The sequence below is a fragment of the Salmonella sp. JXY0409-18 genome (genome assembly GCF_020268625.1).
Classification (GTDB): domain Bacteria; phylum Pseudomonadota; class Gammaproteobacteria; order Enterobacterales; family Enterobacteriaceae; genus Salmonella; species Salmonella enterica.
Window position 1 is genome coordinate 2,438,600 of record NZ_CP084216.1, and the last position, 19,712, is coordinate 2,458,311.

Below are 19,712 nucleotides of genomic sequence, written 5' to 3' on the forward strand. Positions count from 1 at the left end.
TCAGGTCGGCTCAAAAACGGCGTCTCAGGCAAAAATAGCCGATCAGGATGCCCACTCCTATTAACAGTCCTGTCAACGATAACATCAACTGATAAGGGTATTTCATCAACCACTTCTCCACCTTCCCTTTATTGGCGTTGATCACGTCCATAATCCAGAATGTTTGTTTCACGGGTACATCAGGTACCATTCTGAATTCAGCAGGCTGCATCAAGATACTAATCTTACTGTATTGCAACCCAGGAATTGACATTTCTATTAAATCTTTAATTTTTACCCGAAAGGCCTCCATATTGACCTGAGGTGAATATTTTATAAATACGGCAACTGAGCTCGGAGAAGCGTTACTTCCCTCATCATAAGTCGGTAGCGCAATGGTCACTTTTGCATTAATTACGCCCTCCATCTGACTCAGCATTCCTTCAATTCTTTGTTCTTTTAAAAAATTAATCTTCTGCTGTTCTTCCTGGGGTGATACCACTAACTGATTAGCCGGAAACATCTTATCCGCCGTTGTAAACTGCCGATGCGGATAACCGTTAAGTCTAAGTAGCTCAACCGCATTAATAAACTGCGACTGCTCGACACGTAAGGTTACACCATCCTCTTCCTGTTTTTTTTCCGCATCAATATGATGCTGCATAAGTAATGCCAGCATTTGATTCGCCTCATCTTCTGGCAATGAGCGATAAAGATCCACATCACATGCCGTAAGAAAGAACGTAAGGACAGTAAGAAATACTATACGCTGAACCTTCATGTCATGCTATCCAGCTTATTAAGCGCTTGCGATGCTGCGCCTGATATTCTGGCAAGATAATCGACGCCTACCGTTAACTGCATATAATCCATTTGACTGGTCAACATAACCTGCGGTAATAAAGCACTGGCGTTACTGGTGGATGCATCATCTTTCAGCAATTGTTCAAAAAAATTAATTTGCTCCTGGCTCGGTTCTGCAGAGGACTTTACATAAGATTGAGTGCTTACAGGCACTACGCTCATATCAGAAATATTCAATTTTCAAATCCCTCATTTGGTGCAGGAAATAACAGGCGCAGCGCCATAGCCTCTGGCAAATCAATATCCGATAAAATTTTTGCGGCTTTTAGCGGCTCATTTAAACCCGCCAACAATAATGCCAGACATACCAACTGTAATTTTTTATCCGGAACAATAACCGTTAGCGCTGGTAACATCGCATGTACCTGGGAAATCAGGCTATGGTTAACGCCCGCAAACATGATTTCCAGCAACAACCGTCGAACATCGTCGCTAATAACTTCAGATTTTAGCAATGATTCCACTAAGCATATCCTTGATCATTTTGATCAGTGAACTTTCGTAATTAATAAATGTAGAATACTGCTGTAAGGCAAATTGCGCTTTAATCATCGATTCTGGGTTGAGCAAATCATTACCATTCATTTTGTCATTAATAGCCTGCCCTGCCTGGTGCGCCATGTGGGAGAGCATATCCACTAATTGTGCAATATCCATAATGCTTTTCCTTAAAATAAATACATCGTAAGGATACTGGCAACATAGCAAAATTTAGAAAGCAATGAACATCCGGTATATACCTGAAACGATTACTCCGGCGCACGTTGTTCTGGCGTCACCTGAGCCAGCAAACGATATAATGGGCTGCTGACCTGCATACCGGTCATTGCCATCCCATCCATACCGAAGCGAGTAAAACTCATTAGTCCATAGGTAATATCATTAAGACGCTCTAATAAATGAGGCTGTAGTCCCAAACTACCACTCCAGTATGAATGCGTCATTACCGTCGCGGTTAAGGCTAATCTACCTCCCAGGGAGACAGCTTTAGCAATCGCCATACTTTTGCGTTGATTGACAAAACAATTAGCAATACAAAAAACGGCATTGCCTATACTGTCGTGAGCCATAGGCAAATGATGTTTATGATGGTAGATAAGACAGGCGACATCCGCAATGGCAATAGCAAGGCCAATTCCCGCCAGGGCTAAGAGCGGTGCGCCTCCACCACTTAGCACTGTTAATGCTATTCCAGCGGAACAGCATAAAATCTGTCCGCCCAAAATGACCGTTTGCCAACTAAAAATTTCTTTTGGAAAACACTCTATCACTCGTTTCGCAAGTCCGGCCAATAACCGCTCATTTCCTTGTTGAGGACCTACTCTACCACTCTCCATATTGGTTTCCGGATGTGGCAATGAGGGACATGGAGGTGATTCCTCAGGCGCGTTAACAGGACGTTGCCCTGCTACCTGAGCATTTGGGCTAACAGGTTTCATGGTTCTCCCCGAGATGTATGACCAGAACTGTCCATTAATGCAGGTGTAGTAGCAGATTGGCAGAGCGATGCCATTTGTTCCGCCAATAACGCACTGGGATCGGCATAAAGTTCATCAACAGAATTTTCCTGATCGTCGCCAGAGGGACGGGCAAGGCAATAATCCAGTACCGCACCTATCGCCGTCAGGCTAACGGAGGTAATTACACTCCCCATGTCCAAAGAGGCCGCTATATTTTCAGCGGCGGGCAGTGGAAACTGTAGTTGTATAACCAACGAAGAAATAGCGATTCCTGAACGTATTAATAAAGAAAGACAATTAGCAAGGGTGTTAGCGCAGTTAAGACTTGCCCCACATTTTAAAGCCAGCGCACTGACCACAAGAGCAACGCTATCACTGGCGGTTTGTAACGGCTCCTTTTGCTGACATATCAATTGATAATTATGATACGCACAGCAAGCATCCCCAATAGCAATCACGAGCGCCGCCCCCGCAAGAATAGCAATGGGTAATCCTGCCCCGCCAGAAATTACCGCTGCAGCAACCGATAATCCAAACACGACTGTCGCACCCAGCGCACGAATAGTGTATTGCATAAAATGTATCGCATAATCCTTCTGCTGCCTTATTTGTTCAGGCGTAAGCAGCACTGGGGCTGCGGGGGTGCCAGGGGCTGGAATTTCAGGGGGAGGAAACGATGCCTCCTTCGCTTGTATATCGGAAGGAGGACTATTACCATCGACTATATTACTTGCCGCTGACGGAATATGAATTTTCATATTTCGTTCTGTTATTTAAGCAATAAGAGTATCAACCATTATTTGCGCATTCTGGCGAATCTCACTCCATGAGGCATCCGCATAACTCATCTTGATTGCGGTTTGAAAAGCCTCTCTCGCCAACCCGGGTTCCCCCATCATTTTGAGACAGACGCCCGTTTGGTAAACCGGTTCTGGATGGCTGGCATCCAGCATCAAGGCATGTCCATAGAAATTAATGGCCGTCGTGTATTCTTTAAGCATCATCCAGGTGCCAGCCAATGCAATATGGGCACGCCAACTCCATGGCTGGGCCATCACCAGCCAACTAAAATCGATTACGGCGCGCGAATAATCCCCCTCCTGCCATGAGGCGTAACCACTGGCATAAACGGTTTCCGGATCAACGGATAATAGCTGTTTCAGAATGTCTTCGGGTATTTTATTTTTCTGATCTTCTTTCATCATCATACCTATTGATTGTTATTTTCACGTGATAATGATTTACGTCAGGAAGGTCATTTAAAAACGTCGCTGGATAAGATGCTCGGCGGATAAAACTGTCCAGTTATCGCCATCAAGCTGTGTAAAGGTCGCTCCCATTACTGTCAGGATGCGCAATAATTTCCTGCGTAGCATGGCTTTTTTTTCATCCAGAACGTCGGTGATTATCAACATCTTTAAACATGTTAACTGCGGGTGATGCACAAATATCCCGCGTAAAAGTCCCAGTAAGTGAAACAATTGCTGTGGTCGAGGTTGCCCGGGCGTCAGGCGCCTGAACTCACAAATAATCATTTCTTTTGCCTCAATACGATAGATCACCAGGTAAGGCGATAATATAAACTGCTGCCCAAGTAATATGGCGGTCTCCCCTAAATATGCAGGCTCAGTAAACACCTGATGCCGACGCAACCATTGCTCTATTTCTTGCACCATGTTTACCTCGTTAATGCCCGGAGTATTTCAGCAAGAACCGTGACCAGTGACGACCCCACGCCGATGATTTGCTGCATAATTTCAGTTGCTTTCTCCATAATTTCCGTCAGGGATTTATTATAAGATTGGGCCCCATTTTGTTGCAGGTCGGCAATCGCTTTATCTTGATCACTTTGACGTTGCGCTACACCAGCCCCCAGGCCCATGACGCCCCCAGCTGTGTGGCCTACGGCTTGACCCGCTATAAGACCGGTTTCCCCGCCTACGGCCCCTAATCCTATCGTCAGTACACCCGACAACATTGCGCCACCCGCAGTAATCATTGATGCTCTAAACGCTTCATCAATTGTTTTCATTTGCGTCTGTAAAACATTGACTTGCAGTTCCCAGGCCAGCCGTTGTTTTTCTACGTTATAGCTGCGCATGATATCGCGCAGCTTTTTGGCAAGCTCCATTAGCTTCATCCAGATATCATCAAATAACAGAAGCATTGATTCAGTACCCATTCCCTCCCCGGAGGGAGATGGAGTGGAAGAAGGTGTTAACAAGGAAGGCGCTGGTAATACCAGTGCTACGTTACTCGCTTCCATATTTTTATCCTCAGATTAAGCGCGATAGCCAGCTATTCTCGCCTGAACGCTACTATAGTGATCAATGGTATCTAATACATCTCTAAGCGCGGCACCGCTCCCCTTATAAAGCTCCTCTAAGCGTTTTTGTTCTATCTTTTTCTGGTTTTCCGTTTGTTGCATTATGAAATCCAGAAACCGTTGCTGAGTTATTAATTGCTCTATTTTCTTTTCGATCTTCGCTTTTTCTGTGTTAACCATGCCAGTATTCATCTGACTGGCGCCCTCGGTTGCACATCTGATAGCCTGTAAGCCTTTAAATGAACAATCCCTCAGTAAGGCATACAGGATTTTTTTGAACATATTGAAGAGAACTTTATTACGGAATTTTTTTAACAGGAACTTTCCACCTTCTTGCACACATTTTTCCAGGGCTTCTTTTGCCGCTTCTTTTGCCATGGCTTTCACCCCCTCTTTCGTAAAGCTTTTTCCCGCGCTTCGCGTCATATTATTTTCTACGTTACGAGAAAACTCGGCAGCCTCCTCTGCCATCTCATTCGCCATAGCCATTTCACGTTCAAGCGGCTCAAATTGTTTGGAAAAACTTTCGCTCACTTCTTCGCCAAACTTTTCAGCCAACTCCTCTATTTCTGCTTCCCCTGCACCTACCATACGCTCAACCACTTCCTCGCCAAAACCGGAGTCAAGCACTTTTGCAGCTGCGCCAGATAAACCTCTCGTCGCCATAAAAGCACGGCCAATCTGGAAAACATCCAGTGCCAGCGCGACGGCTTCACAACCAAATTGAATCTTACTTGTCACGTCAATAATTGCCTGACAGGTATCGTGGTCAGCACCGCACATCATTGCCGTTTCGGCTCCGGCTTTAACCATTCCTGCACAACCTGCGGCTATATAAGCTACGCCGCTAGCCATTTCTGCGGGATTACCGGACAGAAAACCCTCCACAACTTTTAAGGCGCCAATCACAGTTTCAAATATGCCGGTAATCCAGTCAAAAATAGCGCCAAAAATGCCCGCTTTACGCGCTTTATCCTCCTGCTCTATCGCTTTCTGGATCTGCTCCTGATACTCCTTTACCTGCTTATCACGTAATGCATTTTGCACCTCAGTTGCCCGCTCAAGCTGTTGGCATAACGATTGAGCGTTATTACCAAAAACGCTGAGTATTAATGTCGTCATCAACATTGATAAAACCGCGGGATTGGTCTGCAAAAAGTCAGGCAATGATGGACGCTTATGATTTCCGGGTACGGCATCAAGCAGTTGCTTCAACGCATTGCTTGCCTCCTGAAGACTAATTTTCCCTGATAACAGGCACGCGGCGTTGCCATCGCCAAAAGTAGAATTCACACGATGCTGGCGCTTTCCCAGCGAACCCGAGGAAACGCAACTGACATTGCTTAAGTGATGATGTGTTAAGGCGGTTACTCCTGCGGCGCTGTCGCTATTACTGTGAATTCGATTCATTTTTAGCTCCTGTCAGAAAGTTGCTGTAACATCTTTTCTGCACGCTGTCGGAGAATTTGATGTTCACTGACCTCGCCGCAAATACGCACCACGGCCTTTAACGCTTTGATTGCATAACAGACGTTATCACACGCGAGATAGCATTCCGCTGCGGCCCATGGCGCCTGCGGCGCATCAATCTTAATTTGTGCCGCGCGTCCATAGGCGTATATCGCTTCCCCCCAATGTTTTTGAGCCTGGCAGCATTCCCCTAACCGAAACCAGTAGTCAAATGACCAGGCATCATATATCGTCAACAATTGAAAAAGTCGCGCTGCGCCGGCGAACTCTTTTACCTCCATAAGCTGCATGGCATAGCGATACAGAGTATTAAGCGGCTGTGTAACATCGTCATCCAACAACATACGCAGCGAGCCGCCACGCCGGAAAAACCGCATCGTGTCATGTGCCTGTTGTAGGGTCGGGTCTTTTTTCATGAGTACGTTTTCTGCGCTATCATACTGGAAATTTCCCCCCACTTACTGATAAGCCCTGTCAGTTGGGTAAGGACAGCGTTAAGCTCCTGAGACATTTTTTGAATTATTATCTGCCCCTGACTCATAAGATCGGTATTCCGGTTGGCATCGTTATCCAAAGCCGCTTTGACCGCCTGTAGACCACCTTTATCCAGCTTCCCATGATCGCCATATTTAGCCATATATTCATCAATGGTCAGACCATCGATGAGAATACCATTATCACGCATGTATTTAATTACATCCTCAGGTACCTCCTCTTTGGTTTTAGCATCCCCTTTGGCTGCTTTAGCAATCACCTCATCCATCTCATTTGACTTTTCCTGGGTATTTCTGGCACGTTCAGCGTTCTTCTGGACTTCAATAAATTTATCGTTTGCAATAGCCTGAATAACCATAAGGAGAATAAGCAAAACACCATACCCTTCGGCAAACGGATTTTGCTGGGATAAGTCATCCTGCCCCCCGGTATCAGTGTTGCTAACGCCGAAACTATTTTTAAACACAATAGGGCTTTGACTTCCCCATAAGATGTTTCCTGAAGACATTATGCTTTACCTTTTTGTTTTTCCTGACGGTATCTCCACCGGGGCTTGAGCATTAAGTTGTTTCAGTCGTACTTCAAGTTGTTTAAACAAACTTACTATTTTCTTTAAATCCTTCTCGGCCTCCTGGTTAACCCCGGCAACGCCTTGTGGAAATAGGTTATGAAGAATACTCTCTGTCTCTCTGCTTTTTTTGGGGCTCTCTGCCCTTTCAGCAAGCTGTTGACTCACCTTAGCCCGGATTTGGTGAAATTTTTTAAGACAGTGATTTAGCTGCATGTAACTTTGCTCTAAATCACGATATTCACTAAACGCAGCCTTTTTCTTTATCATCATTCCCCTCCATATACACGATAGATAATTAACGTGCTAACTAAGAGCCTATCCCATTAGGGCTATTTTACTTGCCATTTTGGTCCTGGGCAGTGCTCAAAATCCTCACGTACTACGTGTACGCTGCGGTTTTTGCGCGCTGTCCGTGTCCAGGCTGGCTGCGCCAATAACGCCTGGTGGGATAGGCTCTAAGATATTTTTACTTTACTCTTGCTCACTCACTACAAGTGCGCTGTTATGGTAACGATAATAAATAATGTTGATGATATTTTCGGCCTGCTCGATCGCTTCAAGCAATAAGGTGTTTTGCTGATATTGCTGCGGATCCTGTAACCTACCGTTGTTCTCTTCTAACTGTTTCCGGGCAGCCCTTAATTGTAAAATTATGCCTTTGGCCTCTTCACGCGAATGAAGCAGCAAATCTTCTAACCGGGTCAGAGTTGTCATTTTCCACTCACTTAAAATCTAATGGATAGTTAATCAAAGTATCATAATGTTTAATCGTTACCACATCGGCACTCAGATGGACAATTTCTCCCCCATTGGGTAATAATGCCCCTACACGTAAACGCTCTTTATTCGTCAGTAATAAGTAATTACCATGGCGACTCTGTACAAAGCCAGCCACTGGCGCAGGCAGATACTTGCTTTCATCATGAGAAGGCGCAATATCCTGATAAATTAAAGAAAGAGCGGGGTCCTTTTTCTTTAATGCTGCTAACGTTTCTTGCAAAATGCGTTGATGAGATTCATCCAGTACACCACTGATAACAAAAGAGCGCCGCATTGGCGTAACATTGACAAGCCCCACTAAACCGTTCTCTATTATCGCAGAAATAATATCATCCCCCTGAGACTGATGAGAATGACTAATCTGCCAGTGCAATAACCCGGGAATATCTGCAAGTAATGGTTGAACCTTACGCCATTGCTGATCCATTTGTATATCATCATGAATTAACACGCTTCCCGGCCCTTCGCTGGATACTTCAGCATGCGGGTAACCCATTTTTATCAAAACATCCTGCACTTCTCGTACCAATAAGTCATCACAGATTACACCATCCCGATACATGACCCCCCATGATTCGAGAGTCGCTCTCACCTTTTGCATCTGTTCGCTTGACGAGCAATAACCGGACAACTGCAGGCTGCCATCTTCTTTCCATTGCGCCCGCACATAATGAATATTGCTTTTGTCTAATAAAAACTTAACCCGCAAAGGTAAGTCATTTACCGTTTCAGGCTGACCGCCAATACTTAACAGGACCCCCATTCCACCGATGAAAATCAAGAATACGCCAGCCAACCACCAGTACCCTGATCTGGAAACGGGTATTTGATAATCAGCAAGTTCACAATCCTGTTTACCAAACGCGATAGCCACTCCCGCAACCTGCAAAACCCCACTGGATGGTAGCGGCTTATTTGGATTAAATCTGCGGCCGTTAACTTTAACTCTGGCTTTCCCGGCATCAACAAATAAACTATCTGCCTGTTCTCTCAGAATAATTTTTTCATTTATAGTAAGCGGAATACAAATATCGCATCCTTTCTCCCCCAGTGACAGGTTACCTTCATTCAGCCATACTTCCCGGCCTTGTAAAACGTGACCTAAAAAACGTATTTTCCATGAGCTCTTTGGATTAACCATGAGATATGCCATTATTTACTACTGAGGCTTTAATCAAAAAAAGCCTGATTACACTATGTACTTGAGTCGTATCATTGCGAAACAAATGACCTACGACAGGAATATCGCCCAATAAAGGAATTTTGTTTTGCGAGTGGATTTGTTTACCTTGTTTAAATCCTCCCAGCAATAGACTTTGTCCGGCCAATAATGTGGCCTGCGAAGCAATTTCAGAATTTTGCACTTCGGGCAGCGGGTCTGTTTCGCTTTGCGTATCACTTTGTTGTCCATCCTGAATATTAAGATTAAGCATTATTTTTTGCGTGCCATTGTCATTTAACAAGCGAGGTGTAACGCGCAACAAAGAACCCGTAGTGATGGATTCAAGTTTAGCCACTTTTTCTCCCTGCAGTTTGGTATAGAAAGTAATATTCTTATCCAGCACAGCCTGGATATTATTTAAAGTCACCACAGATGGCTGGGAAAGTACATAAGCCTGAGAGCTTTTTTCCAGGGCATTCAAACGCACCATAAAGTTTGAGGTATCGCTGATTACCGTTGAAAAACCGCTAGCTCCACCGTCATTCAAACCTGTATTGAACGCAATTTTCTTGCCACCCAGCGACACTGCCGTTCCCCAGTCGATGCCTAACTGGTTAATATCGCCAGCATTAACATCGATAATTTTCACCGAAATCTCTATCATCTGCTGGCGTTGATCTAATTCTGTGATGAGTTTCCGATACCCGGCCATATTGGCCGCATAATCACGAACGATCACTGCATTCTGGCGTGGGTCGGCAGCAAACATGGGCAATGCCTGTGTAGCGGGTGAACCATTGTTCGTCGATGACGCCGGGACGCTGGTTTTACTCATCTCACGCAATACACTCACGACCCCAGGAACCACGACGGACTGATCGCGATATTGGTATTGGGTATCCATCGCAGTGGCATACTTAAGCGTATATATACTTACACTCACCGCACTGTCTTTTCGTTTGATTAACGCATTATCCAGCACTGAAGCAAATTGACTAATACGGGTCAGGCAACTGGGAACACCGCTCACCTCCACAGCTCTGGTACCGGTAATTTCTTTAACCTCGCATCCCGGTGATGAAAGGATATTCTGGCTGCGTAAGTAATGAATGAACCGCCCAGTAGATAAAATATTGAAAGTGATAACCTGATGTTTTAATAACGATGCAGGATATACATATAACATGCTACCATCAAACCAGGTAAGCAAATCATATTGTGCTGCCAGGTTATTCAAAATATCGACCGGTGGTCCAGGCGGAATTTTTCCACTAAATGTAGCTGTTATCAACGGGCTAATAGTAATAGCCGTATCATAGTTCTCTGAGAGCAGATGTAAAACCTCTGCTAATGGCATTTGTCTGGCATAAAGGGTGAAGTCATTACCTTTCCATGATAACTCATCACTCTTTGCCGTATTGAGTATAAATAGTAAAATTAAAATTAAACGTTTATTTACTACCATTTTATACCCCACCCGAATAAAGTTTATGGTGATTGCGTATTACATTTTTTAAAATGCAAGTTAAAGCCAGGTGTTTTTCTATCTCAATAGCAATAAGCTCAGAGCTACTACTTGTGGTATAATAACCGTTTAACCATCCCCCATCCGCTGTGAGCTGTATAGCATAATCATGGACATCCGGGTGTGCTGCAAGCAGTAGTGTCACATAGGCAAGACAAGGCTTAGGTAAGCTTTCCAGGTCATTTAAGAACAAAGAAATAGAAAATGCTTCTGAGAAAATTTCTCCTCTGGCAGGATGCCCATCAATAGTCATTATCCAGGATCGGCTATTACCTTCGGCCTTGATATCCTGAATTAATGGAATGCCTTTTAAAACTGCCAGCATGAATCCCTCCTCAGACATAAATGAGAGTTTCTATCAAATTCGCTCACAACCACATCCGTAAAAAGCCTGATTCACATTTATTTCGACTATACTCTTCTTGTACAATATCAAGATGCTGTCTACATACACCTTGTGACAGGCGATTCTATCATTCGGATTTTCCGATAAATTCACAATTACACTTTCAGTATTGACATAAAAAATTACAATTTGAAAAATTATTTATTAAATAAACTGTTACGATGTTTTTACATCGCCGCTTTATTAAAAAGTAATTGTAGTCATCGACTGGGTTATATATGAAGAAATTTACCTTCCTAATGATAACACCATCGATTAATCTTCTGATGAAACTATATGTACTGCGATAGTGATCAAGTGCCAAAGATTTTGCAACAGGCAACTGAAGGAAAGCATTATGAATTTGCTCAATCTCAAGAATACGCTGCAAACATCTTTAGTAATCAGGCTAACTTTTTTATTTTTATTAACAACAATAATTATTTGGCTGCTATCTGTGCTTATTGCAGCTTATATATCAATGGTTCAGAAACGGCAGCATATAATAGAGGACTTATCTGTTCTATCCGAGATGAATATTGTACTAAGCAATCAACGATTTGAAGAGGCTGAGCGTGACGCTAAAAACTTAATGTATCAATGCTCATTAGCGACTGAGATTCATCATAACGATATTTTCCCTGAGGTGAGCCGGCATCTTTCTGTCGGTCCTTCAAATTGCACGCCGACGCTAAACGGAGAGAAGCACCGTATCTTTCTGCAGTCCTCTGATATCGATGAAAAAAGCTTTCGTCGCGATAGTTTTATTCTTAACCATAAAAATGAGATTTCGTTATTATCTACTGATAACCCTTCAGATTATTCAACTCTACAGCCTTTAACGCGAAAAAGCTTTCCTTTATACCCAACCCATGCCGGGTTTTACTGGAGTGAACCAGAATACATAAACGGCAAAGGATGGCACGCTTCCGTTGCGGTTGCCGATCAGCAAGGCGTATTTTTTGGGGTGACGGTTAAACTTCCTGATCTCATTACTAAGAGCCACCTGCCATTAGATGATAGTATTCGAGTATGGCTGGATCAAAACAACCACTTATTGCCGTTTTCATACATCCCGCAAAAAATACGTACACAGTTAGAAAATGTAACGCTGCATGATGGATGGCAGCAAATTCCCGGATTTCTGATATTACGCACAACCTTGCATGGCCCCGGATGGAGTCTGGTTACGCTGTACCCATACGGTAATCTACATAATCGCATCTTAAAAATTATCCTTCAACAAATCCCCTTTACATTAACAGCATTGGTGTTGATGACGTCGGCTTTTTGTTGGTTACTACATCGCTCACTGGCCAAACCGTTATGGCGTTTTGTCGATGTCATTAATAAAACCGCAACTGCACCGCTGAGCACACGTTTACCAGCACAACGACTGGATGAATTAGATAGTATTGCCGGTGCTTTTAACCAACTGCTTGATACTCTACAAGTCCAATACGACAATCTGGAAAACAAAGTCGCAGAGCGCACCCAGGCGCTAAATGAAGCAAAAAAACGCGCTGAGCAAGCTAACAAACGTAAAAGCATTCATCTTACGGTAATAAGTCATGAGTTACGTACTCCGATGAATGGCGTACTCGGTGCGATTGAATTATTACAAACCACCCCTTTAAACATAGAGCAGCAAGGATTAGCTGATACCGCCAGGAATTGTACACTGTCTTTGTTAGCTATTATTAATAATCTGCTGGATTTTTCACGCATCGAGTCTGGTCATTTCACATTACATATGGAAGAAACAGCGTTACTGCCGTTACTGGACCAGGCAATGCAAACCATCCAGGGGCCGGCGCAAAGCAAAAAACTGTCATTACGTACTTTTGTCGGTCAACATGTCCCTCTCTATTTTCATACCGACAGTATCCGTTTACGGCAAATTTTGGTTAATTTACTCGGGAACGCGGTAAAATTTACCGAAACCGGAGGGATACGTCTGACGGTCAAGCGTCATGAGGAACAATTAATATTTCTGGTTAGCGATAGCGGTAAAGGGATTGAAATACAGCAGCAGTCTCAAATCTTTACTGCTTTTTATCAAGCAGACACAAATTCGCAAGGTACAGGAATTGGACTGACTATTGCGTCAAGCCTGGCTAAAATGATGGGCGGTAATCTGACACTAAAAAGTGTCCCCGGGGTTGGAACCTGTGTCTCGTTAGTATTACCCTTACAAGAATACCAGCCGCCTCAACCAATTAAAGGGACACTGTCAGCGCCGTTCTGCCTGCATCGCCAACTGGCTTGCTGGGGAATACGCGGCGAGCCACCCCACCAGCAAAATGCGCTTCTCAACGCAGAGCTTTTGTATTTCCCCGGAAAACTTTACGACCTGGCGCAACAGTTAATATTGTGTACACCAAATATACCAGTAATAAATAATTTGTTACCACCCTGGCAGTTGCAGATTCTTTTGGTTGATGATGCCGATATTAATCGGGATATCATCGGCAAAATGCTTGTCAGCCTGGGCCAACACGTCACTATTGCCGCCAGTAGTAACGAGGCTCTGACTTTATCACAACAGCAGCGATTCGATTTAGTACTGATTGACATTAGAATGCCAGAAATAGATGGTATTGAATGTGTACAATTATGGCACGATGAGCCGAATAATTTAGATCCTGACTGCATGTTTGTGGCGCTATCCGCTAGCGTAGCGACAGAAGATATTCATCGTTGTAAAAAAAATGGGATTCATCATTACATTACCAAACCAGTGACGTTGGCTACCTTAGCTCGCTATATCAGTATTGCCGCAGAATATCAACTTTTGCGAAATATAGAGCTACAGGAGCAGGATCCGAGTCGCTGCTCAGCGCTACTGGCGACAGATGATATGGTCATTAATAGCAAGATTTTCCAATCACTGGACCTCTTGCTGGCTGATATTGAAAATGCCGTATCGGCTGGAAAAAAAATCGATCAGTTAATTCACACATTAAAAGGCTGTTTAGGTCAAATAGGGCAGACTGAATTGGTATGCTATGTCATAGACATTGAGAATCGCGTAAAAATGGGGAAAATCATCGCGCTGGAGGAACTAACCGACTTACGCCAGAAAATACGTATAATCTTCAAAAACTACACCATTACTTAATATTATCTTAATTTTCGCGAGGGCAGCAAAATGAAAGAATATAAGATCTTATTAGTAGACGATCATGAAATCATCATTAACGGCATTATGAATGCCTTACTACCCTGGCCTCATTTTAAAATTGTAGAACATGTTAAAAATGGTCTTGAGGTTTATAATGCCTGTTGCGCATACGAGCCTGACATACTTATCCTTGATCTTAGCTTACCTGGCATCAATGGCCTGGATATCATTCCCCAATTACATCAGCGTTGGCCAGCAATGAATATTCTGGTTTACACAGCATACCAACAAGAGTATATGACCATTAAAACTTTAGCCGCAGGTGCTAATGGCTATGTTTTAAAAAGCAGTAGTCAGCAAGTTCTGTTAGCGGCATTGCAAACAGTCGCAGTAAACAAGCGTTACATTGACCCGACGTTGAATCGGGAAGCTATCCTGGCTGAATTAAACGCTGACACGACCAATCATCAACTGCTTACTTTGCGCGAACGTCAGGTTCTTAAACTTATTGACGAGGGGTATACCAATCATGGGATCAGCGAAAAGCTACATATCAGTATAAAAACCGTCGAAACACATCGGATGAATATGATGAGAAAGCTACAGGTTCATAAAGTGACAGAGTTACTTAACTGCGCCCGAAGAATGAGGTTAATAGAGTATTAACCAGGGGCATCCGATGGTATTAAGCATTGGTCATATTTTGATGAGCCTTACGCCACGCAGTATTGCTCATCATCGACAAAATCCATACGGATGCCCTGGTATGCCGCACCATTTATCACTACCTTAGTCTTCATTTAATCATGATATAGTAGAATCCCCTTATTTAACGGGCTTTACCATGTCGTATTCTATCGGCGAATTTGCCAGACTATGCGGTATCAATGCCGCCACGCTAAGGGCATGGCAGCGACGCTATGGTTTATTGAAACCGCAGCGTACTGATGGCGGGCATCGCTTATACAGCGATGACGATATTCGACAAGCGCTTAGCATCCTCGACTGGGTGAGAAAAGGCGTACCGATAAGCCAGGTCAAACCCTTACTATCGCGTCCGGTCATTCGCCTGGGCGATAACTGGATAACGATTCAGGAGACGATGCTTCAACATCTCCACGAAGGGCGAATTGACGCGCTGCGGCAGTTGATTTATGACTGTGGCCGGGAATATCCTCGCGCAGAACTGGTGACCCATTTATTGCGTCCGTTGCGCAGCAAAGTGTCCGCGCATCTTCCCGCCGTGATGACGCTGCGCGAAATACTGGATGGCATCATTATTGCCTACACCTCTTTTTGCCTTGAAGGCGACAGAAAAGCGCCTGGCAACAATGCCTTTATTAGCGGATGGCATCTCTCGGATCACTGTGAAATCTGGCTGGAAGCGTTGACTCGTACCGGACAAGAGCTGCGGCTCAATGTGCTTCCCTCTCCACCAGCCATACTGGCGCCCGAGCTGTTCGCCCAGAGAAAATGGTTCCTGGTGACCACCGGAAAGCTCACTACCGGGCAGAAAAAACAGCTTGCCCAGTGGCGCAACGTGGTCGCTTCGCTGGAGGTTATCACACTATAAGCGCTGAAATAGATTTCTTCCCCTCATTCTATCTTATTGATATTTAACTACGTCAAAAAAATTCCCGCGAAAACTTAGACAAAAAAACAAAGTTGTGTAAGTTTTAAATCAGCGTGAGATAACATTTTGCGCCATTGGCGTCAGTCGTCGTACTTTCAATAAGGGGGAATCATGAATAACAAACCCGTAGTCGGCATTAGCGGATGTCTGACTGGCGCCGCGGTACGCTTTGATGGCGGACATAAGCGTATGGATTTCGTCATGAACTCTCTGGCACCGTGGGTGGCCTACAAACCGATCTGCCCGGAGGTGGCGATCGGCCTGCCCGTGCCCCGCCCTGCGCTGCGTCTTATCCAGACGACCTGTGGCGACATTCGGATGCGCTATAGCCATGCCCCGCACGATGACGTTACCGAGCGAATGAATGCCTTTACCGATCGGTTTCTGCCAACAATAGGCGAACTGGCGGGGTTTATTGTGTGTGCAAAATCGCCCAGTTGCGGAATGGAGCGCGTTCGCCTGTATGATGAAAAGGGTAACAGGGGCCGCAAAGCTGGCACGGGGCTGTTTACCGCCGCGATGATGGACAAATATCCCTGGCTGCCGATAGAGGAAGATGGTCGCCTGCACGATCCGGTACTACGCGAGAATTTCATCGCACGTATCTTCGCGCTACATGAATTAAATGCGCTACGCGCGCAGGGCTTGAGTCGTCACAGTTTGCTCGCGTTTCATAGCCGATACAAACTTCAGCTTCTCGCCCACCACCAGGCCGGCTACCGCGAAATTGGCCCTTTCGTCGCGCGTCTGCATGAGTGGGACGATCTGGATGCCTTCTTTGTCCGATACAGAGAAAAACTGATGGCTATCCTGCGCCATCCCGCTTCACGTAAAAATCACACCAATGTGCTGATGCATATCCAGGGCTATTTTCACCGCGCGTTGAACAGCAGGCAACGCGCGGAATTACGCGAGGTGATTCTCGGCTACCGGGCGGGCCGACTACCTATCCTGGCACCGTTAACGCTGCTGAAGCACTATCTGGCGGAACATCCGGATGACTATCTACGCAGCCAGAATTATTTTGAGCCGTACCCTGATACATTAGGGCTGCGCTTAGCCATCAACTGATAACCCTACGCATCGCTAATGGCGGGCAACCCGCCCGCCATGGTGACAATCGCGACAATTCAAAGGCGATTTCGTTATTGCCACCCTGATAGCGGCTATGACCGCGCCAGAGCGTTAATCACGGTTTCCATAGCCTGTTTTTCTAACGCGCTACGTTGGATGCGTTGATTCGCCAGCGCGGTTCTTAACACGCCCGCAATAACAATATATTTAGGCTCCTGCCCCAAATCGCGCATTTCCAGCACGACCTTGCCCACCACCCGGCACATCTCGCGGTACAGTTCGTCATCTTTTGTCGGTTTTGTCATACGTTTTACTCGTTGCCAGCTCAAACCAACAGAATATAACAGTCTTCTCAATTAAACAAAATTTGATGCAAATCAAAGAAATAACGCAGTTTATTATTCATGGCTCATACGTTGTTCGTATTCTGGTCTCTGGCGAGGCCATTTTTTCGAAACGCCTAATCAGTTCCGCCAGGCTACCGGCCTGCATTTTTTCCATGACTCTGGCGCGGTGCACCTCTACGGTGCGCACCGCGATATTCATCGCTTCCGCAATTTCACGGTTCATAAATCCTTTTACCACCAGGCTGGCCAGCTCACGCTCTTTCGGCGTCAACTGCTGGTAACACAGTATAATCTCACGGCGCGCCACCGCTGCCGATGAAACCGTCAGCGCACGCTCCAGCGCCGCCTGTAGCGGTTTTACCGATACCGGTTTTTGCAGAAAATCGACGGCGCCGCGTTTCATCTGCTCCACGGCCATCGGCACATCGCCATGCCCGGTAAGAAAAACAACCGCCAGAGTACTTCCGCACTGGCGCAACGCATCATGAACGCCCTGCCCATCCAGTACCGGCATTCGCATATCCAGTAATACGACTCCGGCCTGATACAGACTGGCCTGCGCCAAAAAATCCGCCCCCTGCGTCCAGCATTTTACGTCATATCCCAGACTTTCCAGTAAAAACGCGCACGCGTTAGTGACCGCCGTATCATCATCCAGTAGATGAATTGTCGCCATCCCTGCCCCCATGTTCATGTAAGAAATGTATCGTGACCACCGTTCCCGACAGACCGTCCGGCGCGGTCTGGTTCCTGATGCTGATATCGCCCCGCCCATACCGCACCAGCCGCTGGCAAATCGCCAGCCCTAAGCCCATCCCCTCTTTGCGGGTGGTCATAAACGGCTGAAACGCCTGACGTAATAGCGCCTCGTCGATTCCCCCGGCGTTATCCTGTAAAACGATACTGATGCCGTTTTCAGTGCGTTCAGCAATGACCCATAAATGGGTGGCGCCCGCCTGAGCCGCATTAAGAATGATATTCGCCAGCACCTGTTCCAGCAGCATTGACGGCAGCGTTACGCGCAGCGCAGCGCTAACCTCGGTATGCAGACTCACTGTCGGAAACTGTTGCGCCATACGCAACAATTGCCAGACATGATCAATCGCCTCGCGAATGGCTATAGCCTTCCACGCTTCGGTTAGCACCGGGTTGCCCTGCGCCTGGCTAACCCAGTGACGCAGGTTACGCAAAGTATCCGCACCGCGTTGCGCCTGCTGGTCAATCTGCTCCAGCGCCGGCAGCAAGGGATGCTGTTCATCTGCAGCGCGCAGTCGAATCAGGCACCCCTGGGCATAATGTCGAATCGCGGAAAGCGGCTGATTAAGCTCATGGGCAAACCCGGAGGTCATTTCACCCAACACGCTCATTTGCCGGGCGGTTTCCAGCGCCCGCTCATGCTGATGAAGAACTACGCTATTACGTTCCAGTTGCTTTCCGCGTCGACGCACCAGCAGCATGACCCAAATATAATTGAGCGTGAGCAACAGGAACGCCAGAATCACGCCGCCGACTATTAGCTGGTGCTGGATTAACCAACTTTTGACATCCAGCCACAGTCGACGCTGCTGAGGGTGCTGACGAACATCACGCAGCAACGCTTCCACCTGACTGGTGGACGCAGGCGCGCCCCAGTGAAATGACGCGGCGGCGGGCGCGTTGAATAGCGCTCGCGTTACGCGATCCGCCAGCGCATCGCTTACCGCAGGTAGCGCCGCGAACGACCAGTCAGGATATAACGGCGTACTGGTTAAGCAAGGCAGGGGCGTCGGTCGGGAAAGCAGCGCGATAAAGTCCTTTTTATTAATCAATCCTTCCTGATCCATATTTTCTAACAGACACACTGGCACAATTGCCGCCTGCACCGCTTTTTCGCGCAGCATATAGACTAAGGCATCGCCAGGAAATCCGGTAAAACGAAGATGAAAATCGCGCTCCGGGCGTAAGCCCGCGTCGCTGAGCGCTTTATAGCCTAATAAATAGCCGCCAAACGCCTGAGCATCAATCGCGCCGACTGTCTTACCGATGAGATCATGCGCCGTGGTGATGCCGCTATCGCGCCGGGTCAAAATCACGCTGCCAATAACATTACTCACCGCTTTCCCATCGCGCGTGGAACGCAGGGAAGCTAACCAGCGCAGCGGCGCATGGCTGTTCAGTTGGACAAATTGTGCCGGGTTGGTTATCACAAACTGCACGGTTCCCTGGTTAACGGCCTCCTGCATTTGATGCAGATCCAGCGGCTGGATGTGAAAGGTTTCGCCTGGAAGCTGTTGGCTTAGTGTCTTTGCCAACGGTTGCCAGTGGCTACGCGTAGACGCCTCACCGCGCATGGCCAAAATACCGATATTCCACGTCCCTGCCCACGCGCGATGACAAAGTAGCCCTACTGCCGCCAACACCGCCAGGCGCCTTACGGTTTTACCTCTCACCCCAATATCCCTGTCAATTATGTTGTTTTAGATCAACAACAAGCCGGGTATGTGGTTAACCACAATAGAGTGCACCCCGTCTCGATTT

At 46.2% G+C, this 19,712-nt stretch carries 24 protein-coding genes; 4 read left to right on the forward strand and 20 right to left on the reverse strand.

Going from position 1 to position 19,712, the window contains the following annotated elements:
• Nucleotides 1-10: 10 nt before the first annotated feature.
• The 17 genes from ssaJ to spiC form a co-directional block, all read right to left on the reverse strand.
• Nucleotides 11-760: an SPI-2 type III secretion system apparatus lipoprotein SsaJ gene (gene ssaJ / locus LDB27_RS11770; protein WP_000868146.1), complete on the reverse strand. Its 750-nt coding sequence runs from the start codon at nt 758-760 to the stop codon at nt 11-13.
• Entirely contained in the window at nt 757-1,005 is a 249-nt protein-coding gene (ssaI, locus tag LDB27_RS11775) for a SctI family type III secretion system inner rod subunit SsaI (protein ID WP_023194623.1), read from the reverse strand. Before ssaI ends, ssaJ begins: the two co-directional genes overlap by 4 nt.
• 11 nt (nt 1,006-1,016) lie before the next feature.
• A complete protein-coding gene (locus LDB27_RS11780) occupies nt 1,017-1,307 on the reverse strand; it encodes an EscG/YscG/SsaH family type III secretion system needle protein co-chaperone (RefSeq protein ID WP_000444713.1) in 291 nt (96 codons plus the stop codon).
• A complete protein-coding gene (ssaG, locus tag LDB27_RS11785) occupies nt 1,285-1,500 on the reverse strand; it encodes a type III secretion system needle filament protein SsaG (RefSeq protein WP_000350226.1) in 216 nt (71 codons plus the stop codon). Before ssaG ends, LDB27_RS11780 begins: the two co-directional genes overlap by 23 nt.
• Nucleotides 1,501-1,592: 92 nt before the next feature.
• Nucleotides 1,593-2,282 carry a pathogenicity island 2 effector protein SseG gene (gene sseG / locus LDB27_RS11790; RefSeq protein ID WP_000805839.1) on the reverse strand — a complete coding sequence of 230 codons (690 nt, stop codon included), beginning with the start codon at nt 2,280-2,282 and terminating at the stop codon, nt 1,593-1,595.
• Nucleotides 2,279-3,061 (reverse strand): type III secretion systems effector SseF, encoded by a 783-nt coding sequence (gene sseF / locus LDB27_RS11795; protein ID WP_000690706.1) that lies wholly within the window; start codon nt 3,059-3,061, stop codon nt 2,279-2,281. The genes sseG and sseF overlap by 4 nt, the downstream gene beginning before the upstream one ends.
• A gap of 15 nt (nt 3,062-3,076) precedes the next feature.
• The gene (sscB, locus tag LDB27_RS11800) at nt 3,077-3,511 is read right to left on the reverse strand and encodes a SycD/LcrH family type III secretion system chaperone SscB (RefSeq protein ID WP_000979963.1); all 435 of its coding nucleotides are present in this window, start codon (nt 3,509-3,511) and stop codon (nt 3,077-3,079) included.
• A 51-nt stretch (nt 3,512-3,562) separates the two neighbouring features.
• The gene (gene sseE, locus LDB27_RS11805; RefSeq protein ID WP_000249606.1) at nt 3,563-3,979 is read right to left on the reverse strand and encodes an LcrR family type III secretion system chaperone SseE; all 417 of its coding nucleotides are present in this window, start codon (nt 3,977-3,979) and stop codon (nt 3,563-3,565) included.
• A 2-nt stretch (nt 3,980-3,981) separates the two neighbouring features.
• Nucleotides 3,982-4,569: an SPI-2 type III secretion system translocon protein SseD gene (gene sseD, locus LDB27_RS11810; RefSeq protein WP_000388323.1), complete on the reverse strand. Its 588-nt coding sequence runs from the start codon at nt 4,567-4,569 to the stop codon at nt 3,982-3,984.
• A 15-nt stretch (nt 4,570-4,584) separates the two neighbouring features.
• Nucleotides 4,585-6,039 carry an SPI-2 type III secretion system translocon protein SseC gene (gene sseC / locus LDB27_RS11815; RefSeq protein WP_001079746.1) on the reverse strand — a complete coding sequence of 485 codons (1,455 nt, stop codon included), beginning with the start codon at nt 6,037-6,039 and terminating at the stop codon, nt 4,585-4,587.
• A gap of 2 nt (nt 6,040-6,041) precedes the next feature.
• Entirely contained in the window at nt 6,042-6,515 is a 474-nt protein-coding gene (gene sscA / locus LDB27_RS11820; protein ID WP_000711025.1) for a SycD/LcrH family type III secretion system chaperone SscA, read from the reverse strand.
• Nucleotides 6,512-7,102 carry an SPI-2 type III secretion system translocon protein SseB gene (gene sseB / locus LDB27_RS11825; protein WP_000094436.1) on the reverse strand — a complete coding sequence of 197 codons (591 nt, stop codon included), beginning with the start codon at nt 7,100-7,102 and terminating at the stop codon, nt 6,512-6,514. Before sseB ends, sscA begins: the two co-directional genes overlap by 4 nt.
• Before the next feature lie 6 nt (nt 7,103-7,108).
• On the reverse strand, nt 7,109-7,435 hold the full coding sequence (gene sseA, locus LDB27_RS11830) for an SPI-2 type III secretion system chaperone SseA (protein ID WP_000972855.1): 327 nt from the start codon (nt 7,433-7,435) through the stop codon (nt 7,109-7,111).
• Between the two features lie 201 nt (nt 7,436-7,636).
• The gene (gene ssaE / locus LDB27_RS11835) at nt 7,637-7,879 is read right to left on the reverse strand and encodes a YscE family type III secretion system co-chaperone SsaE (protein ID WP_000210204.1); all 243 of its coding nucleotides are present in this window, start codon (nt 7,877-7,879) and stop codon (nt 7,637-7,639) included.
• A gap of 7 nt (nt 7,880-7,886) precedes the next feature.
• Nucleotides 7,887-9,098, reverse strand: a complete 1,212-nt coding sequence (gene ssaD / locus LDB27_RS11840; RefSeq protein ID WP_000323796.1) for a SctD family type III secretion system inner membrane ring subunit SsaD — start codon at nt 9,096-9,098, stop codon at nt 7,887-7,889.
• Complete coding sequence (spiA, locus tag LDB27_RS11845) at nt 9,079-10,572, reverse strand: SPI-2 type III secretion system protein SpiA (protein ID WP_225519848.1); 1,494 nt, start codon at nt 10,570-10,572, stop codon at nt 9,079-9,081. Before spiA ends, ssaD begins: the two co-directional genes overlap by 20 nt.
• Nucleotide 10,573: 1 nt before the next feature.
• Nucleotides 10,574-10,975, reverse strand: coding sequence for an SPI-2 type III secretion system protein SpiC (spiC, locus tag LDB27_RS11850; RefSeq protein WP_001562740.1), 402 nt, complete (start codon nt 10,973-10,975; stop codon nt 10,574-10,576).
• Nucleotides 10,976-11,375: 400 nt separating this feature from the next.
• Here spiC and LDB27_RS11855 point away from each other — a divergent pair, with 400 nt between their 5' ends.
• The 4 genes from LDB27_RS11855 (at nt 11,376) to mlrB (ending at nt 16,845) form a co-directional block, all read left to right on the forward strand.
• Entirely contained in the window at nt 11,376-14,138 is a 2,763-nt protein-coding gene (locus tag LDB27_RS11855; RefSeq protein WP_001050758.1) for a two component system sensor kinase, read from the forward strand.
• A gap of 30 nt (nt 14,139-14,168) precedes the next feature.
• Nucleotides 14,169-14,807, forward strand: a complete 639-nt coding sequence (locus LDB27_RS11860) for a two component system response regulator (RefSeq protein WP_000666335.1) — start codon at nt 14,169-14,171, stop codon at nt 14,805-14,807.
• 178 nt (nt 14,808-14,985) lie between these two features.
• The gene (locus tag LDB27_RS11865; protein WP_000122316.1) at nt 14,986-15,714 is read left to right on the forward strand and encodes a MerR family transcriptional regulator; all 729 of its coding nucleotides are present in this window, start codon (nt 14,986-14,988) and stop codon (nt 15,712-15,714) included.
• A 171-nt stretch (nt 15,715-15,885) separates the two neighbouring features.
• Nucleotides 15,886-16,845, forward strand: a complete 960-nt coding sequence (gene mlrB, locus LDB27_RS11870; RefSeq protein WP_001060718.1) for a transcriptional regulator MlrB — start codon at nt 15,886-15,888, stop codon at nt 16,843-16,845.
• A gap of 95 nt (nt 16,846-16,940) precedes the next feature.
• Here mlrB and fumD read toward each other — a convergent pair whose 3' ends face one another.
• The 3 genes from fumD to ttrS all read right to left on the reverse strand — a co-directional run bounded on the left by fumD (nt 16,941) and on the right by ttrS (nt 19,624).
• The gene (gene fumD / locus LDB27_RS11875; protein WP_000165779.1) at nt 16,941-17,153 is read right to left on the reverse strand and encodes a fumarate hydratase FumD; all 213 of its coding nucleotides are present in this window, start codon (nt 17,151-17,153) and stop codon (nt 16,941-16,943) included.
• Between the two features lie 97 nt (nt 17,154-17,250).
• Nucleotides 17,251-17,871, reverse strand: coding sequence for a tetrathionate respiration response regulator TtrR (gene ttrR / locus LDB27_RS11880; RefSeq protein ID WP_000190929.1), 621 nt, complete (start codon nt 17,869-17,871; stop codon nt 17,251-17,253).
• Nucleotides 17,846-19,624, reverse strand: coding sequence for a tetrathionate respiration histidine kinase TtrS (gene ttrS, locus LDB27_RS11885; RefSeq protein ID WP_001214426.1), 1,779 nt, complete (start codon nt 19,622-19,624; stop codon nt 17,846-17,848). Before ttrS ends, ttrR begins: the two co-directional genes overlap by 26 nt.
• Nucleotides 19,625-19,712 lie beyond the last annotated feature (88 nt).